General features: G+C 73.4%; 14 protein-coding genes. 2 read left to right on the top strand and 12 right to left on the bottom strand.

Annotation, left to right across the window (positions count from 1 at the left end; all coding sequences use genetic code 11):
• Positions 1 to 80: 80 nt before the first annotated feature.
• The gene (locus IPJ95_10910; GenBank protein MBK7924123.1) at positions 81 to 1,436 is read left to right on the top strand and encodes a DUF4147 domain-containing protein; all 1,356 of its coding nucleotides are present in this window, start codon (positions 81 to 83) and stop codon (positions 1,434 to 1,436) included.
• Between the two features lie 104 nt (positions 1,437 to 1,540).
• Positions 1,541 to 4,948 (top strand): PAS domain S-box protein, encoded by a 3,408-nt coding sequence (locus IPJ95_10905; protein MBK7924122.1) that lies wholly within the window; start codon positions 1,541 to 1,543, stop codon positions 4,946 to 4,948.
• Here the strand turns inward: IPJ95_10905 and IPJ95_10900 are convergent.
• Genes IPJ95_10900 through trpC form a run of 12 tightly spaced genes read right to left on the bottom strand, consistent with a single transcriptional unit; the run spans position 4,896 to position 16,711 of the window.
• Complete coding sequence (locus IPJ95_10900; GenBank protein ID MBK7924121.1) at positions 4,896 to 5,327, bottom strand: LytR C-terminal domain-containing protein; 432 nt, start codon at positions 5,325 to 5,327, stop codon at positions 4,896 to 4,898. The genes IPJ95_10905 and IPJ95_10900 overlap by 53 nt on opposite strands.
• A complete protein-coding gene (locus IPJ95_10895; protein ID MBK7924120.1) occupies positions 5,294 to 5,881 on the bottom strand; it encodes a hypothetical protein in 588 nt (195 codons plus the stop codon). Before IPJ95_10895 ends, IPJ95_10900 begins: the two co-directional genes overlap by 34 nt.
• Positions 5,878 to 6,732 (bottom strand): pantoate--beta-alanine ligase, encoded by an 855-nt coding sequence (locus tag IPJ95_10890; GenBank protein ID MBK7924119.1) that lies wholly within the window; start codon positions 6,730 to 6,732, stop codon positions 5,878 to 5,880. The genes IPJ95_10895 and IPJ95_10890 overlap by 4 nt, the downstream gene beginning before the upstream one ends.
• A complete protein-coding gene (gene panB / locus IPJ95_10885; protein MBK7924118.1) occupies positions 6,732 to 7,541 on the bottom strand; it encodes a 3-methyl-2-oxobutanoate hydroxymethyltransferase in 810 nt (269 codons plus the stop codon). The genes IPJ95_10890 and panB overlap by 1 nt, the downstream gene beginning before the upstream one ends.
• A gap of 51 nt (positions 7,542 to 7,592) precedes the next feature.
• Complete coding sequence (gene folK / locus IPJ95_10880) at positions 7,593 to 8,027, bottom strand: 2-amino-4-hydroxy-6-hydroxymethyldihydropteridine diphosphokinase (protein ID MBK7924117.1); 435 nt, start codon at positions 8,025 to 8,027, stop codon at positions 7,593 to 7,595.
• Complete coding sequence (locus tag IPJ95_10875; GenBank protein MBK7924116.1) at positions 8,024 to 10,105, bottom strand: GAF domain-containing protein; 2,082 nt, start codon at positions 10,103 to 10,105, stop codon at positions 8,024 to 8,026. The genes folK and IPJ95_10875 overlap by 4 nt, the downstream gene beginning before the upstream one ends.
• Complete coding sequence (locus IPJ95_10870; GenBank protein MBK7924115.1) at positions 10,102 to 10,866, bottom strand: tryptophan synthase subunit alpha; 765 nt, start codon at positions 10,864 to 10,866, stop codon at positions 10,102 to 10,104. The genes IPJ95_10875 and IPJ95_10870 overlap by 4 nt, the downstream gene beginning before the upstream one ends.
• A 28-nt stretch (positions 10,867 to 10,894) precedes the next feature.
• Positions 10,895 to 12,376: an HD-GYP domain-containing protein gene (locus tag IPJ95_10865; GenBank protein ID MBK7924114.1), complete on the bottom strand. Its 1,482-nt coding sequence runs from the start codon at positions 12,374 to 12,376 to the stop codon at positions 10,895 to 10,897.
• Positions 12,373 to 14,076: a HEAT repeat domain-containing protein gene (locus IPJ95_10860; GenBank protein ID MBK7924113.1), complete on the bottom strand. Its 1,704-nt coding sequence runs from the start codon at positions 14,074 to 14,076 to the stop codon at positions 12,373 to 12,375. Before IPJ95_10860 ends, IPJ95_10865 begins: the two co-directional genes overlap by 4 nt.
• A gap of 12 nt (positions 14,077 to 14,088) precedes the next feature.
• Entirely contained in the window at positions 14,089 to 15,282 is a 1,194-nt protein-coding gene (trpB, locus tag IPJ95_10855; protein ID MBK7924112.1) for a tryptophan synthase subunit beta, read from the bottom strand.
• A gap of 2 nt (positions 15,283 to 15,284) precedes the next feature.
• Complete coding sequence (locus tag IPJ95_10850) at positions 15,285 to 15,920, bottom strand: phosphoribosylanthranilate isomerase (GenBank protein ID MBK7924111.1); 636 nt, start codon at positions 15,918 to 15,920, stop codon at positions 15,285 to 15,287.
• A 2-nt stretch (positions 15,921 to 15,922) separates the two neighbouring features.
• Positions 15,923 to 16,711, bottom strand: a complete 789-nt coding sequence (gene trpC / locus IPJ95_10845; GenBank protein ID MBK7924110.1) for an indole-3-glycerol phosphate synthase TrpC — start codon at positions 16,709 to 16,711, stop codon at positions 15,923 to 15,925.
• Positions 16,712 to 16,727 lie beyond the last annotated feature (16 nt).

Genomic DNA, 16,727 nt, shown 5'->3' with positions numbered 1-16,727 from the left:
TCCGGGCGCCCGCGCGAATGCGTGCGGGTGGCTGTATGTTCATACGGCGTCACCCTGCCCCACGACCTCCGGACCCGAGCATGCCGACACTCGAACCGCCCGCGGACCCCCGGGCCCTGCTGGCCGAGCTGTACTGGGCGGCCGTCACCGCGGCCGCCCCCGGCCCCGCGCTGCGGGCCGCCCTCGATGCCGCCACCCCGCCGGCCGGCCCGGTACACCTGCTGGCCCTCGGCAAGGCCGCGCACCCGATGGCCGTAGCCGCGGTGGAGTGGCTCGCGGCCCGGGGCCAGGCGCCGGCCGGCGGACTGCTGGTCGTGCCGGAGCCTGCCGCGTCGCCACACCCCCGACTGGCCGTGGCCGTCGGCGACCACCCGCAACCGGGCGCAGGCTCGCTCGGGGCGGCGGAGGCGCTGGGCCGGGCCGTCCAGGGCGTGGCCCCGGGCCACGAAGTCTGGGTCCTGCTGTCCGGCGGCACCACCAGCCTGATCGGCGCCCCGGTGGCGGGGATCCCCCCCGCCGATCTGGCCCAGCTCTATCGCCTGCTGCTCGGTTCCGGCCTCGACATCACCGCGATGAACCGGATCCGCAAGCGGTTTGCACGGTGGGCGGGCGGCCGGCTCGCCGCCGCACTCTCCCCGGCACACGTGAAAAATTTCACAATCTCCGACGTCATCGGGGACGACTTGGGGTCGATCGGCTCGGGTCCGTGCGTTCCGGATGCGTCCAGCGCGGCGGAGGTGAAAGCAGCCATGGGCTCCGCCGGTGTGTGGGAACAGCTGCCCGCCACGCTGCGCGCGCACCTCGAGGCGGTGATCCGCGGGACCATCCCGGAGACGCCGAAGGCCGGGGACGCCGCCTTCCGGACCACCGAGACGACCCTCATTGCGAGCAACCGGTTGGCGCTCGAGGCGGCCTGCCGATGCGCGTCCGGGTACGGGCTGGAGGCGCGGCTGCTGGATGCTGCCCTGTCGGGCGAGGCGGCGGATGTGGGACGCCGCCTCGCAGCGACCCTGCTGACCTATGATGCCACAAATGGCACGGGAGCGCAAGCCGGGGGGATGAATAAAGATACAGTCCTTGTATGGGGTGGGGAGACCACCGTCACCCTTCCCCCCGACGCCGGCCTGGGGGGGCGTTCGCAGGAACTGGCGCTGGCCGCCGCCGGCGCGCTGGCCGCTGCGGGGCCCGCCGCGCGGCCGGTCACCCTGCTGGCCGCCGGGACCGACGGGCGGGACGGCCCCACCGACGCGGCCGGCGCCTTTGGCGACGCCGGCACCTGGGCGCGGGCCGCGGCCGCCGGTCGCGACCCCGGCGCGGACCTGGCCGCCCATGCCAGCCAGGCGGCGCTCGCCGCCGCCGGCGACCTGTTCCATACCGGGATGACCGGGACCAACGTGATGGACGTGGTGCTGGGTTTTCTCCTCCGCCCCCGCTAGGTTGCCCTAGCCCCTCCCCGCCCGCCGTCCGGGCGCCGGGCCCCCTGAGCTGACCGGCCGCCCCGTGCGGCGCCAGCCGCTCCCGATGGAGCGTGGGTGGGTTCATGGCGCTCGTCATCCTGTCGATTTTCCTCCAGCTCCTCGCGGCCGTCCAGGCCCTGCTGCTCGCGCGCGCCAGCTCCCGGCCGTGGGCCTGGCGCCTGCTGGCCGGCGCCATCTTCCTGATCGGCATCGGGCGGGTGCTGCTGCTGCGCCAGATCGCCGCCGCCCCGGATCACCCGTCCCTGGTCTTCGAGGGGCTCCTCGCCCTCGCCGTGTCCGTCCTGGTGGTCATCGGCCTCGCGGCCCTCCGCCCCATCCTTGGCACCGCCAGCCGGGCGCGCGCGGCGGAGGCGGAAAGCCGGGCCCTCGAGAACGAGCTGAGTTCGCTGCTCGAGGTGGTGCCCGCCGCGGTGTGGTTTGCCCGTGACCCCGACGCCGCGCACATCACCGGCAACCGCGCCGCCCGCGAGCTGCTCCGCATGCCCGTGGGCAGCAACCTCTCCCTCAGCGGTCCGGACGCCCCGCGGCATTTCGAGGTGCGGCAGCAGGGGCGGGCGCTCGCGCCGGAGGAGCTCCCCCTCCAGCGCACCGCCCGCCGCGGGGTGGAGCTCCGGGGCTTCGAGGAGACGATCCACTTCGCCGACGGCGCCGAGCGGCACCTGCTGGGCAACGTCACCCCGCTGCGCGACGAGGCGGGCCGGGCCCGGGGCGCGGTGGCGGCGTTCGTGGACATCACCGACCGGCGCCAGGCCGAGCAGGCGCTCGAGGCCAGCGAGCGGAAGTACCGGACCCTGGTGGACCTGACGGCCACCGGCTACGTGATCATCGACGCCGCGGGCCGGGTGCTCGACGCCAATCCGGAATACGTCCGGCTCACGGGCCACCAGTCGCTGGAGGAGATCCGGGGGCACCGGGTCACCGAGTGGACCGCCCCGTACGACGTCGACCGCAACGCCGCGGAGGTGCGGCAGGCGGTGCGCGTGGGCAGCGTGACCAACCTCGAGGTGGATTACCAGCACCGGGATGGCGCGGTGCTCGCCATCGAGATCAACGCCGCCGTCCAGGACGACGGCACGATCGTGGCGCTGTGCCGCGACGTCAGCAGCCGCCACCAGGCCGCGGACGCGCTCCGCCGCAGCGAGGAGCGCTACGCCCTCGCGGCCTCCAGTGCCCGCGCCGGGGTGTGGGACTGGAACGTGGTGAGCGGCGAGACCCTGTTCTCCCCCCAGTGGAAGGCGCTGCTCGGCTACGACGACGCCGAACTCCCGAACCATGTGCGCACCTGGGAGGAGGCGCTGCACCCCGACGACCGGGAGCGGGTCTTCGCGGAGGTGCGGCGGCACTTCGAGCAGCGCACGCCCTACGTGGTCGAGTACCGGATGCGGGCCCGCGACGGCGGGTGGCGCTGGTGCATGGTGCACGGGCAGGCGGTGTGGGACGCGGCGGGGCGGCCGGTGCGGATGGCGGGCGCCACCATCGACATCACCGGCCAGAAGGAGAGCGAGCACCGCATCCGGGAGCTGGAAGAGCGCTTCTTCCGCTACGCCGAGCAGAGCAGCGAGGTCTTCTGGCTCGCCCAGGTGGAGCCGGAGCGGGTGCTGTACGTGAGCCCCTCGTTCGAGCGGATCTGGGGACACTCCCCGGCCGCGCTGTACGCCGACCCGCACCTGTGGCTGGCCACGATCGCGGCGGACGACCGGCCGGCCGTCGAGCGGGCGTGGCACGGGCTGGTGAGCCGGGGTGAGGAAGGCGGGTACGACCTCGAATACCGCATCACCCGGGCGGACGGCCGGGTGCGCTGGATCCACGATCGCGCCACCCTGGTCCGGGACCCGCTCGCCGGCACGGCCCACCTCTCCGGCATCGCCGGGGACATCACCGACCGGAAGCACGCCGAACTGCTCGAGCGCGCGGCCACCCGGCGGGTCCGGGCCGTCATCGATGCCTCTCCCCTGCCGATCGTCACGCTGGACCGCGAGGGGATCGTCACGGGCTGGAATCCCGCCGCGGAGCGTCTGTACGGCTTCACGGCGGCCGAGGCGGTCGGCGGGCCATCCCCGGTGATCCCCCCCGAGGAACGCGAGGACTTCCGGCGGATGGTCGAGGCGGCGCGCCGGGAGGGCGGCGTGCGGCGGCTCTCGGCCACGCGGCGGCACAAGAACGGCACCACGCTCGAGATCACGATCTCCACCGCGCCGCTGCGGGACCACACCGGCGAGGTGACGGGCCTGGTGGCGATCCACGAGGACGTGACCGAGCAGCGCCGCGCCGGACGGGCCACCCAGCAGTTCCAGGAGCGGCTGCTGGAGGCGCAGAAGCTCGAGAGCATCGGGGTGCTCGCGGGCGGGATCGCGCACGACTTCAACAACCTGCTCACCCTGGTCCTGGGGAACGCGCACCTGGCCCGGGCGGCGCTCCCCCCGGAGCATCCGGCCACCGAGCCGCTCCGGCAGGTGGAGCAGGCCTCGCTCCGCGCGGCGGAGCTGACGGCGCAGATGCTGGCCTATGCCGGCCGGGGCCAGTTCGTGGTGGGCCCGGTGGATTCCTCGGCGGTGGTCCGCGAGAGCGCCAGCCTGCTGCAGGCGGCGCTGCCCAGCCCGGCGCGCCTGGTGCTGGAACCGGCCGAGGCGCTGCCCGCCATCGAGGCGGATCCGTCGCAGCTGCGGCAGGTGCTGGTGAACCTGGTGACCAACGCCGGCGAGGCGCTGGAGGGGAACCGGGGCATCGTCACGGTCCGCACCGGGCTGCTGCACGCCACCCGGGAGTTCCTCGTGACCACCCTCCTGCCCCAGGAGGCCCAGCCGGGGCCGTACGTCTCCCTCGAGGTGGAGGACGACGGCTCGGGGATCGACGTGGAGGTCCAGCGGCGGATGTTCGAGCCATTCTTCTCCACCCGCTTCCCGGGCCGCGGGCTGGGCCTCGCCGCGGTGCTGGGCATCGTCCGCCGCCACCGGGGGACCATCGCGGTCGCGAGCGCGCCCGGCCGCACCGTGATCCGGGTGCTGTTTCCGCTCGCCGGGCGCGCGCCGGCGGTCACGGTCGCCGCCCCCGCCGGGGCGCCCCGCGCGCGCCTCCTGCTGGTGGATGATGAGGCGGACGTGCTCCGGCTGATGCGGACGTTCCTGGAACGGGCCGGCTACGAGGTGACGACGGCGGCGAACGGCGAGGAGGCGCTGGCCCGCTTCCGCGAGCTGCGCGAGCGGCTGGGACTGGTGGTGCTCGACCTGACGATGCCGGGCATGGGCGGCGACGAGACGCTGGCGGCGATGGCGGCGCTGGCCCCGGAGGTCCCGGTGATGCTGACCAGCGGGTTCAGCGAGGAGGAGGTGTCCCGCCGGTGCGGCACGATGCCCAACGCGGCCTTCCTGCCCAAGCCCTATCTCCCCGCCGAACTGGTGGCGGAGGTGGGACGCTGGGTCAGGGCCGTCCCTCCTCATCCGGCTGGAAGTCCGGCCCGAGGAGCACGGTGACGTCCACCCGCCGCAGGGAGTCCAGCGCCACCTCGAGCCTGCCCAGGCCGAGGGCGCCACGCACCCGCTCGGCCCGGTCGCGGTCGCCGCGGCGCAGGATGATCCGGGTGCTGTCGGTGGGGGTCTCGGTGGCGGTCCCGAAGAGCACGACGTCGATCCCCTGCCGCCGCAGCCGGCGCGCGCCGAGACGGGCGAGGCCGTTGCGGCCGCTGCCGTTGAGCACCTCGACCTGCAGGGCGTGATCGGTGGCGGGGATGGCGAAGGCGTGCCCTTCAACCTGGTCGCGGCGGAGGGCCCGCACGGCGAGGACCAGGAGCAGCAGGGCCAGCAGGGCGCCGGCGGCGATCAGCCCGCGGCGCGCGCCTGGAGTGAGTTCCAAAACCGGACCGTGGGCTCGGGGAGGGGCCAGCCGGATTCCACGGCGTGGCCCAGGCGAAGGCGCGCCACCTCGCGCAGGACCCCGCCGGGGTCGTGCGGGAAGCGCGCCGTGAGGGCCGCGCGATCCTCGTTCCGGTACGTCCGCCCCGGCTCGAGAAAGTCCGCGCAGTACAGCACCCGTCCCACCATGTCCCATTCGGCCAGGCCGGTGGTGTGATACCGGACAGCGTCGAGGACGCCCCGATCGGTCTCGCCATCGGCCTTGGCGCGCGCGGCGCTGGCGGGCCCGTGGCGCAGTTCCACGGGGCCCACCGCCGACGGCGCCCACCGCTCCAGCTCCGGGGCCGGGGCGTCCCGCAGCGCGTCGTGCAGCCACACGGCGCGCAGCCACCGGTTCCGTTCGCTGTCCGGGACCCCCATCTCTTCCGCCCAGCGCGCCACCAGTCCCGCGACCCGCTCGATATGAGCCAGCCGCGCCGGGGTCACCACCGCCCAGTCCGGCAGGGTCGGCCGGAGTCCGGAAGGCGTGGGGCGTGCTTCGCCGATGAGGCTCAACAGAACTCCGTCCCGAGGATGTGGTTATCGAGCAGTCGCGTCCGACCTACGCGGGCAGCAACAGCGACGATCGTGCCACCGTCAGCCCGCTCCACCGGGCGCAGGGTGTCGGGGTCGACGATGGCAATATAGTCCACCGTAACTCCAATGGACATATGGAATTGCTCCATCATGAGGGAGTGGAGCCGCAGCGCCTCCGCCTCACCCCCGCGCCATGCCAGATCGGCGGCCCGGAGGGCCCGACTCAACGACAGCGCCGCGGCCCGATCCGCACTCGACAGGTAGGCGTTGCGGCTGCTCAACGCCAGGCCGTCGGTTTCACGGACGGTCCGCCCAACATGAATTTCGACCGGCAGGTCCAGATCGCGGACCATCCGCTGTACCAGGCAGACCTGCTGGATGTCCTTCTGGCCGAAGACGGCGAGGTCGGGCTGGACCAGGTTGAGCAGCTTGGCCACGACCGTGAGCACCCCGGCGAAGTGGCCCGGGCGCTGTGCGCCTTCCCACCGCTCCGCCATCGGGCCCGGCACCACGCGGGTCTCGGCCCCGGGGGGATACATCGCCTCCACGGCCGGCACGAACAGCGCGGCCACCCCGCGTCCCGCCGCGAGGGCGCGATCGCGGTCCAGGTCCCGGGGGTAGCGGGCAAAGTCCTCGCCCGGGCCGAACTGCAGCGGGTTGACGAAGACGCTCATGAGCACCGTCGGGGCGAGGCGCGCGGCCAGGTCCACCAGCGCCAGGTGGCCGGCGTGCAGCGCGCCCATGGTGGGGACGAACGCCACCCGCCGGCCGGCCGCCCGTTCCGCCGCGCGCCAGGCCCGGAGCGCGGGGATCTCCCGCAGGTCGACCATCACTCGAAGCTGTGTTCCTTCCCGGGATAGCGGCCGGCGCGCACGTCGTCGCTGAAGGCGCGGGCCGCGCCGCGGACCACCCCCGCGAGGTCGGCGTAGGTCTTGAGGAACCGGGGCCGGAAGCCCTCGTTGAGGCCGAGCATGTCGTGCAGCACCAGCACCTGGCCGTCGCACCCGGCGCCGGCGCCGATGCCGATCGTGGGGATGCGGAGCAGCGCGCTCACCTCGGTGGCGAGCGGCGCGGGCACCAGCTCGAGCACCACCGAGCAGGCGCCGGCCTCCTCCACGAACCGCGCATCGGAGCGGAGCCGGTCGGCGGCGGCGGGGTCGCGGCCCTGCACCCGGTAGCCCCCGAGCTGGTGCACCGACTGGGGCGTGAGGCCGATGTGCGCCATCACCGGGATGCCGATCCGCACCAGGGCGCGGATGGTCTCGGCCATGGTCTCGCCCCCCTCGAGCTTCACGCCGTGCGCGCCGGTCTCCTTCATGACGCGGCCGGCGTTGCGCAGCGCCTCCTCCACCGTGACCTGGTAGCTCAGGAACGGCAGGTCCACGAACACCAGCGACTTCTCCGCGCCGCGGCGCACCGCCTGGGCGTGGTAGATCATCTGGTCCAGGGTGGCGCTCAGCGTGGTGGCGTGCCCGGCGAGCACCTGGTTGAGCGAGTCGCCCACCAGCAGGAGGTCCACCGCGCCGTCGAGCAGCCGGGCGAAGAGGGCGTCATAGCAGGTGAGCACGGTGAGCTTCCGGCCCTGGGCCTTCTGCTCCCGCAGGTCGGGAATGGACAGGGACTTCGGTTCGACGGACATGCAGGTTCCCCAGGAGGAGTGCCGCGCCCCGTGGTCCGGGCGCGGGTCGGGTCAGTCGCTGGTGCGCGCCGGCGCGAGCCGGTCCACCTCCTCGATCTCCCGCTGCCACCAGTCGCGGTTGGGGAGCTCGAGGTGGGGAATGCGGAGGTCGGCATCGCGCAGGCGCCGGGTGCCGAAGCGGACGATGTCGAGGTCCAGGGTGCGCGGCCCCCAGCGCTCGCCCCGCTCGCGCCCGTTCTCGTCCTCGATGCGGTGCAGCTGCTTGAGGAAGCGGCCGGGGTCGAGCGCGGTCTCCACCAGCACCATCTGGTTGAGGTAGCGCTCCTGGCCCGGGGGCCCCACCGGCTCGGTCTCCTCGATGGAGGACACCGCCAGCACGGTGGTGAGGGGCAGCTTGCCGAGCGCCTCGCGGGCCCGGGCGAGGTAGCCCTCGCGGTCCCCGAGGTTGCTGCCGAGGGCGACATAGACGCGTTCGCGTGGGTTCATAGTTCCTGCGAAAAGTGCTGGGCGATGGCCTGGAGCCGTCCCGCCACCCCGGCCAGCTCCCGGATGGCGCGTTCCAGCTCGGCGTGACTGCGGGCGGCCTCGGAGGCGCGCCGGGCGGTGGTGTTGGCGTCCTCGAGGGTGCGGATGGAGACCGCGGACACCTGCTCCATCTGCGCCCGCAGCCGGTGCACGGCCTGTTCCTGCCGCGCGGCGGTGGCCGCGATGCGCTCGGCGTGCGCGCCGGCGTCGCTGGTGCCATCGACGATGTCGGTCAGGGCCCGCGCCGCGTCGGCGGAGAGCTCCTCCACGCCGCGCACGATCCCGGTGCCCCGGTCCATCTCCTCGGAGATCTGCGCCACCTGGCCCAGGATCGCGGCCACCAGGCCCCCCGCCTCGCGCGAGGCCTGCGCGCTCTGCGCGGCGAGCTGGCGCACCTCCTCGGCCACCACGGTGAAGCCGCGGCCCTGGTGCCCCGCCCGCGCCGCCTCGATGGCCGCATTGAGGGCGATCAGGTTGGTCAGGTCGGCGATCTCGCGGATGGTCCCGATGAACCCGATCAGCCGGTTGGTCACCTGGTAGAGCTCCCCCACCCGGGTGGAGGTGTCCCCGACGAAGCGCTGCAGCTCCACCAGCCGCCCGATGGCGTCCTGGATGTGGGTGCGGTTCTCGGCGGCGGTGGTGCTGGCGGTGGCGGAGGCCTTGCGGGCGGCCTCGCCATCGGCGGCCACCTCGCGCGCCTCCTGCACCAGGCTCTCGGTGGCCTGCCGCCCCGCCGCCACCAGCTGCTCCTGCTCGGCGGCGCCGGTGCGGATGGCCTGGGCGGTCTGGGCCACCGCACCGGCGGCGGTGCGCAGGCGGTCCGCCGTGTCGGCGAGGGTGCGGACCTCCGCCCCCACCCGCTCCACCGTGTCGACCAATGGGCGGCGCAGGTCGGCAATATGAATGGCGGTGGCGAGCTGCGCGGCGAAGGTGGCGGCGGCCGCCACCTCCTTCTTGCCGTAGGTGCGCGGCTTGTGGTGGTCGAGCTCCAGGGTGCCGATCGACTCGCTGCCGAAGCGCAGGGGCAGCACCAGCATGCTCACGGCGTCGGGGGTGGGGGCGAGGATCCGGTCGTCGGTGCGGGCATCGTGCACCACCACGGTCTCGCCGGAGGCGACCACCCGGACCCGGAGCTCGGCGCTGTCGAAGGGCGGCTCGCGGCGCTCGGGCCAGCCGAGGGCGCCGCGGTAGGCCAGCGCCAGGGCGCCGTCGCTGACGCGATAGATCCGGAAGTCGCTCCAGTCGAGCACCCGGTTGGCCAGCTCCTCGAGCTGGGTGAAGGCGTCCTGCAGCGACAGGTTGCTGGTGATCACCCGCTCGCGCGCGTGGATCTTGTTGAGCTCCTCGGCGGCGATGGCCTCCTCGAGGATCCGGCTGGTGAGCACCCCGAGCACGCCGAGGGTGCCGAGCACGGTGAGCCATCCCTCAGGCGGCAGCGAGTGGATGGCGCCGGCGGCGATCACCGACCCGATCAGGGTGAGGAGGTAGGAGAGGATCTCGTAGCGCAGGATCATCAGCCGCTCGTGCGCCTCGAGCTTGGCGCGAACGAGCAGGGTGAAGTAGAACAGCGCGCGGGTGCAGAAGAAGTACATCCCCGCCAGGGTCAGCGCGGCGGGGAGGAAGTCGAGGCTGGGGCCGTTGGCGCCGGAGCGCAGCAGCACCACGCTGTAGGCGCCGAAGGCGGCGAGGAAGCCGAGCACCTCGCGGCCGGCATTGATCCAGGCGGCGGTGAGCAGCTTGCGCTGCCAGAAGGCGTCGGCGATGAACGTCCCGAGCCCGAGGGCAAACACCACCATGCCGGGGCCGAGGGTGACGGCGCCGACCAGCGCCACGAGGCCGATCTGGGTGAGGTAGGAGAACTTGGAGAGCTGGATCTGGCCGCGGCGCAGCAGGATGGCGAACGCCAGCACCCCGCCCGCGAGCCATGGGCGCTCCATCCAGCCGCGGTCGAGCCCGAGCGCCGCCAGCCCGAGGACGGTGCCGCCCCACGACATCAGGGCGGCATAGCCCTCCAGCAGGCCGCGCGGGGCCGCCTTCACGCGGGGCGCTCCCTGTCGGCCTGATCGAGCGCGGCGCGCAGTTCGCCGAGCAGGCGCCCGGCCGCCTCGGGGCCGTCCCGGCCGAGGCACTCCACCAGCGCGCTGCCCACGACGACACCGTCGGCGAGGTGGGCCACGGCGCAGGCCTGGGCGGCCGTGCTGATCCCGAAGCCGATGGCCAGGGGCAGCGGGGTCGCGGCGCGCACCCGGGCCACGTAGGCCTCGAGGCCGGTGGCGAGGTCGCGGCTGGCGCCGGTGACCCCGAGGCGCGCCACCAGGTAGAGGAAGCCCTCGGCGCCGTCGACCACCTCGGTGAGGCGGGCGCCGGTGGTGGTGGGCGCCACCAGCCGGATCAGGTCGAGGGGGCTCTGCCGCACCTTTGCCTCGAGGGCGGGGTCGCTGCCGGCGGGGAGGTCGGTGAGCAGCAGGCCGGCCACGCCGAGGCCGGCGGCGTCACGCAGGAACTCGTCCACGCCGTAGCGCAACACCGGGTTGAGGTAGCTGAAGACCACCACCGGGCGGTCGAGCCGGGCATCGGAGATGAGGTCCAGGGTGCCGGCCAGCGTCATGCCGTGCTCCAGCGCCTCGAAGCTCGAGCGCTGGATGGTGGGCCCGTCGGCGAGCGGGTCGCTGAAGGGGACGCCCACCTCGAGGATGTCGGCGTGCTCGGCGGCGCGGCGCAGCGCCTCGATGCTCCGGGCGCGGTCGGGGTGCCCCGCCGTCAGGTAGGGGATGAGCGCGGTGCGGCGCGCGCGCGCCATCGTGGCCCAGGCCCGGGCCAGCCGGGACTCAGACGAAGTAGTCGCCGACAATGATGCCATACCGGTCGGGGTTGGTGACCTTGACGATCGAGCGCAGGAAGGTCCCGTCGGCGTCCTGCGCGGCGAGGTTCTCCTCGCGGCCCGGCGGGCCCGTCATGGCGCCGTTGACGTCGATGCAGATGCGCACGATGGGCCGGTTCATGAAGCTGGGGTCGGGGTTCGCCGCCGAGACCACCGCCACCTCGAAGGTGTCGAGGATGACGCAGGTGCCCACCGGGTAGATGCCGATGAGGTTGATGAGCGCCTTGACCAGCACCGGGTCGTAGCCGCGGCGGGGGTTCTCCCACATCTCGCGCAGCACCTGGTCGGGCTGGATGGGCACGGTCTGGTAGCTGCGCCGGGTGGTGGCGGCGTCGTAGCCGTCGGCCACGGCCACGATGCGGGAGTAGATCCCCATCTTCCGGGGCCGGAGGGCGCGGGGATAGCCGGTGAGGTCGGTCTTCATGTGGTGCTCGTGCGAGACCACGATCTGCCGGTAGGGAATCTCCCCGTAGCCCCGCATGTTGAACAGCGTGAACACCCCCTGCCAGGGGTGGGTCTGCATCATCTTCCACTCGTCCTCGGTGAGGCCGCCGGTCTTGTTGAGCACCTCGACGGGGATGCGCGCCTTGCCCACGTCGTGGAGCAGCGCGGCGAGGCCGAGGTCGTAGAGCTGGAGCCGGGTGAGGGAGAGCTTCTTGCCGATGGCCACCGAGAGGATGCACACGTTCACCGAGTGGGTGAAGGTGTACTCGTCGTAGTCGCGGATGGTGGTGAGGCCGATGAGGCTGGTCTCGTTGTTGAGCACCTGGTCCACGATGGCCTGCACCGCGCGCTTGACCTTGGCCACCGAGGTGGTGCGGCCCAGGCGGACGCTGTTGATCAGGTCCTTGGTGACCGCCACCCCGTGGGAGTAGGTGCGCTTGGCCACCTCGCGGGCCCGCTCCGCCTCGGCCAGCTTCTCCTCGGACTCGAGCGGCGGCTCCAGGTCGAGGTGGGTCACCCCGGCCACGGCGAGCTTGTCGCGCAGGTCGAGCAGCGCCTCGGGGTTCACCTCGGTGCCGCCCTTGCCCGAGAGCGAGAGCAGCACACCGAGGAACACCTGCCACTCGCGACGCTCCACCCCGGTGGCCACCTTCATCTCGCCCACGTCCACGGCGCGCAGCGCGGCCAGCAGGTTGGAGAACGAGGCGTAGTTGTCGAGCTCGAGCCGGAGCCGGGTGCCGTTGACGAAGATGAAGTCGCCGGAGAGCCGCAGCTCGATCTCGCCCAGCGGGGTGAGCAGCGCCAGCGCCGCCGCCTGCAGCTCGTCGAGCGCCTTCTGCGCGGTGGCGTTCTCCACGGGGTAGAGCTTGAGGCTGCGGAGCCCGGTGTACATCGCGAGCAGGAAGTTGCGCCCCGCCTGCCGCAGGAAGGCGTCGTTGCCGACCTTGTCCTCGGGGGCCGGCATGCCGGAGGCCTCGCGGGTCATGCGCCGGCCTCCCGCAGGGCGCGGCTCACCGCGTTCCGCACCACGAGTTCCTTGTCGTCCTTGTACTTCTGCAGCACCTCGCGGGCCTCCGCCGACTTGAGCCGGCCGATGGCGAGCGCGGCGCAGGCGCGGACCTCCGGGGATTCCTTGCGCTTGAACAGCCCGCCGGCGGAGAGCATCCCCGCCAGGTTCTCCAGCGAGCCCGGCCCCGCGATCATGGCGTAGGCCTCGAAGAAGCGCATCCGCTCGGTGAGGTCGATCTCGCGGGTAAGCTTGCCCTGCACCACCGGCTCGATGCGCCGCAGGGCGCCCTTGTAGCCGCGGCGGCCGAGGGACTGCACCCCCGCGATGCGCACCTCGCGGTCGGCGTCGTCCACCGCCTTCTCCAGCGCCTGCAGCGCCGCGGGGGTGCCGATGGCGTCGAGGGCGGTGACGCCCGCCAGCCGGGTGGGCGCCGCGGGGTGCCCCAGGGTGTCGGCCAGGCCGGGCACCGCCGCCTGCAGCTTGAGGCGGCCGCACAGCGCGATGACCGACGGCAGCGCCTCGGACTCGGGGAGCCGCAGCAGCCGCAGCACCTCCTGCGGCGTGGTCTCGGCCAGCCGGTCGGCGGCGGAGGCGAGCAGCTTGTGGATGGCGCTCGCGGCCGGGAGCCGGGGCAGCCACACCAGCACCGTCTCGAGGCCCGCGGGCCGCAGCTCGCGGAACAGCTCGCCCAGGTCATCCTCGGTGGGCGGGCTCTGCGCCTCGGTGACCGACTGCAGGATCTGCTGCAGCACCCCGGGATCCGACAGCCGCCCCGTGAAGGCGTCCATCCGGTCCCGCTGCTCCAGGGTGAACTCCTCGGGGCGCCGCACCAGCAGCCGGGTCTCGCGCAGGATGAGCGCCACCGAGCGGAAGTCGCCGGCGTTGAGCAGGTGCGGCAGGTAGGTCTCGAGGTGGCCCATCACCTCGCCGCGGGTGACCTCCTCGGTGCGCTGCTCCAGGATGTCGAACAGGATGCCGAGCACGTTGGCGCGCAGGTCCTGCCGGTACTCCTCCTCGATGGCGTCGGCGATCGCCTTGATCTCGGCGTCGTCCAGCCAGTACAGGGTGGAGTCGAAGTCCTCGAGGTCCACCACCCCGCTCTTCCGGGGCGGCGCCTCCTCCTGGACCTTGCCCTGGGTCTCCCGGGCCTGCTCCTGGACCACGTTGGGGTCGGTGGGCGGGGCCTGGCTGTAGGCGCCCTCGCCGGAGAGGCCGGGCACGCCGGAGTCGGGGATGAATTCGGTGAAGTGGTACTGGATGAAGCCGAACTCCTGCTCCCACAGCAGGGTCAGCAGGTCGTCGCCGGCGTCGGCCTGCAGGGTGCGCGAGCGCTGCACCATCTCGAGGAAGCGGACGACCTCCTCCTCCTCGACGCCCGGAAAGAGCGTGAGCACCCGCATCCCGTCCTTGAACAGCCCCCAGGCCAGGCTCTCCGCCTTGTTGGGCTGGTGGTAGACCACCTGCTCTTCCCAGACGATGTCGGTCTCCACCACCTGCAGCACCAGGCGGTCCACCCCCGCGGCCCAGATGGGCTGGAAGGCGGCGCGGACGTTGCCGACGGCGCGCTGGTAGATGGGGTTGTTGGGGAGGTACATCTGGAAGGCCCGGAGCCCCTTCACCAGGGTCCGGAGCAGTTCCTCGACCTGTTGCTGCGGCAGCACCACCGGTGCGGGCATGCCGTGGGTCACTTAGCCGGTCCCGAGCAGTTTGGCCACGTGCGCGACGTCCTTGTCGCCGCGGCCGCTCAGGCAGACGAGGACCAGGTCCTCGGGCTGCCAGCGGCCACGATTCCGCTCCAGCCACGCCAGCGCATGCGCGGTCTCGAGCGCGGGGATGATGCCCTCCAGCCGGCACAGCGCCTGGAAGCCGGCCAGCGCCTCGTCGTCGGTGGCGGCGGCGTACTGCACCCGGCCGGTGTCGCGCAGCCAGCTGTGCTCCGGCCCCACGCCGGGGTAGTCGAGCCCCGCGGAGACGGAGTGGGCCGGCAGCACCTGCCCGTCGGGGTCCTGCAGCAGGTAGCTCAGGCAGCCGTGCAGCACGCCGGGCCGCCCGGCGGAGAGGGTCGCGCTGTGGTGCCCGCTCGGGATGCCCTCGCCGGCGGCCTCCACGCCCACCAGCTCCACCGCCGCGTCATCCAGGAAGGCGTGGAACATCCCGATGGCGTTGGAGCCGCCGCCCACGCAGGCCACGACGGTGCGCGGCAGGCGGCCGGCGCGCTCCAGCACCTGGGCCCGCGCCTCGCGGCCGATCACGGACTGGAAGTCGCGCACCATGCGGGGGAACGGGTCGGGGCCGATCACCGAGCCGATGATGTAGTGCGTGGTGGGGACGTTGGTGACCCAGTCGCGCAGGGCCTCGTTGGCGGCGTCCTTGAGGGTGCGGGTGCCGCTCGCGACCGGCACCACCGTGGCGCCGAGCAGCCGCATCCGGTAGACGTTGAGGGCCTGGCGCTCCACGTCCTCCGCGCCCATGTAGACCACGCAGTCGAGCCCGAAGTGGGCGCAGACGGTGGCGGTGGCCACGCCGTGCTGGCCGGCGCCGGTCTCGGCGATGATGCGCCGCTTGCCCATGCGCCGCGCCAGCAGCGCCTGGCCCAGCGCGTTGTTGAGCTTGTGGGAGCCGGTGTGGTTGAGGTCCTCCCGCTTGAGCAGCACCGTGGCGCCGATGGCGGCGCCGAAGCGGGGGGCGTCGGTGAGGGTGGTGGGCCGTCCGGCGAACTCGCGCAGCAGCCCCTCGAACTCGCGCCAGAAGCCGGCGTCGGTCCGGGCCGCGTCGTACAGCACCGCGAGTTCGTCGAGGGCGGCCATGAGCGTCTCGGGGACGTACCGTCCGCCGTAGGCGCCGAAGCGTCCGCCGACCGCGCGCTCGCGCGGCAGGGTCACCGTCACCGCACGACCTCCAGGAATCGGGCCATTCGTTCAGGGTCCTTCACGCCGGGAATCTGTTCCACCCCGGAGGATACGTCCACCACGTCGGGCGCCACCACGCGGATGGCCTCCCTGACGGTCTCGGGCGTGAGCCCGCCGGCGAGCCACAGCGGGCGGCCGCCGAGGCGCTGCCGCGCGGCGCGGGCCAGGTCGAGCGCGAGCGGCACCCCCGTCCCGCCGAGCCGCCCCTCGACCTTCGGCTCCACCAGCACCGGTCCCGGCAGGTGATCCAGCCGGACGAGATCGTCCGGGCCACCGAGACGCACCACGGGAAGGACCAGGAGACCAGCCGCGGCGAGCCGCTCGATCAGGACGGGGGAATGGTCGCCGTGCAACTGGGCACCGGCCAGGCCGGCCGCACGGCACACCTGTAATATCTCCCCCTCCCCCTGCGAGCCAAAGACCCCAATCACAGGAACTTGGCCGGCGGCCTCCATGATGGCCCGGGCCCGCGCCGGGTCCACCTGCCGGGGCCCGCCGGCAAAGATGACCCCGAGGTAGCTGGCGCCGAGGCGGACGGCGGCCCGGGCGTCGTCAGGCCGGGTCAGTCCGCAGATCTTGGCGGCGACCCGGCGGCTCGGCGCGTCGGGCATGGTCAGCGGCCGATCCGGGGCACCGCCGCCACCGCGCGGGCCAGGGCCGACGGGTCGGCGGCGCTGGAGAGGGCGGTGCCGATCAGCACGCCGTCGGCGCCGGCGGCGGCGGCCTTCCGCACGTCGGCCTCGGAGGCCATGCCGCTCTCGGCGATGGCCACCCGGTCGGCGGGGATGCGGGCGAGCAGCCGCCAGGCGGCGTCCACGTCGATGGCGAAGGTGTCGAGGTTGCGGCTGTTGACGCCGAGGTAGCGAGCGTCGGTCTCGAGGGCGAGGTCGAGCTCGCGGGCGTCGTGCACCTCGACCAGCGCGGCGAGCCCGGCGTCCCGGGCACAGCCGAGCAGCTGCCGGAGCCGGGGGAGCGGCAGCGCACGGACGATCAGCAGCACCGCCGAGGCCCCGGCGGCGCGGGCCTCGAGGATCTGCAGCTCGTCGAGGATGAAGTCCTTGCGGAGCAGCGGCACCCCCACGGCGCCGGCCACCTGCTCAAGATCGGCCAGCGCCCCGCCGAAGAAGGGGCCATCGGTCAGCACCGAGATGGCGCTGGCCCCCGCGGCGGCGTAGGCGCGGGCGTGACTCACCGGATCCAGGTCGGCGCGGATGGTCCCGGCCGAGGGGGACCGCCGCTTCACCTCGGCGATCAGGGCCAGGTGGCGGCGGTCCCACGGGGCTAGGAAGGAAGGGCGCGGCGGGGGGGCGGCGGCCCGCCGTTCGATTTCGGATCGGCGGGCGGCCAGTGCGGGCAGCCCGGCGCGCGTGGCGGCGAGGATCTGGTCCAGGGTGGTGGGCATCTTGCTCTTCGGTCAG

This window comes from Gemmatimonadota bacterium (genome assembly GCA_016713785.1).
Classification (GTDB): Bacteria; Gemmatimonadota; Gemmatimonadetes; order Gemmatimonadales; family GWC2-71-9; genus JADJOM01.
The sequence above is the reverse complement of the archived record's forward strand: the minus strand, read 5'-3'. Positions and strand labels throughout refer to the sequence as shown.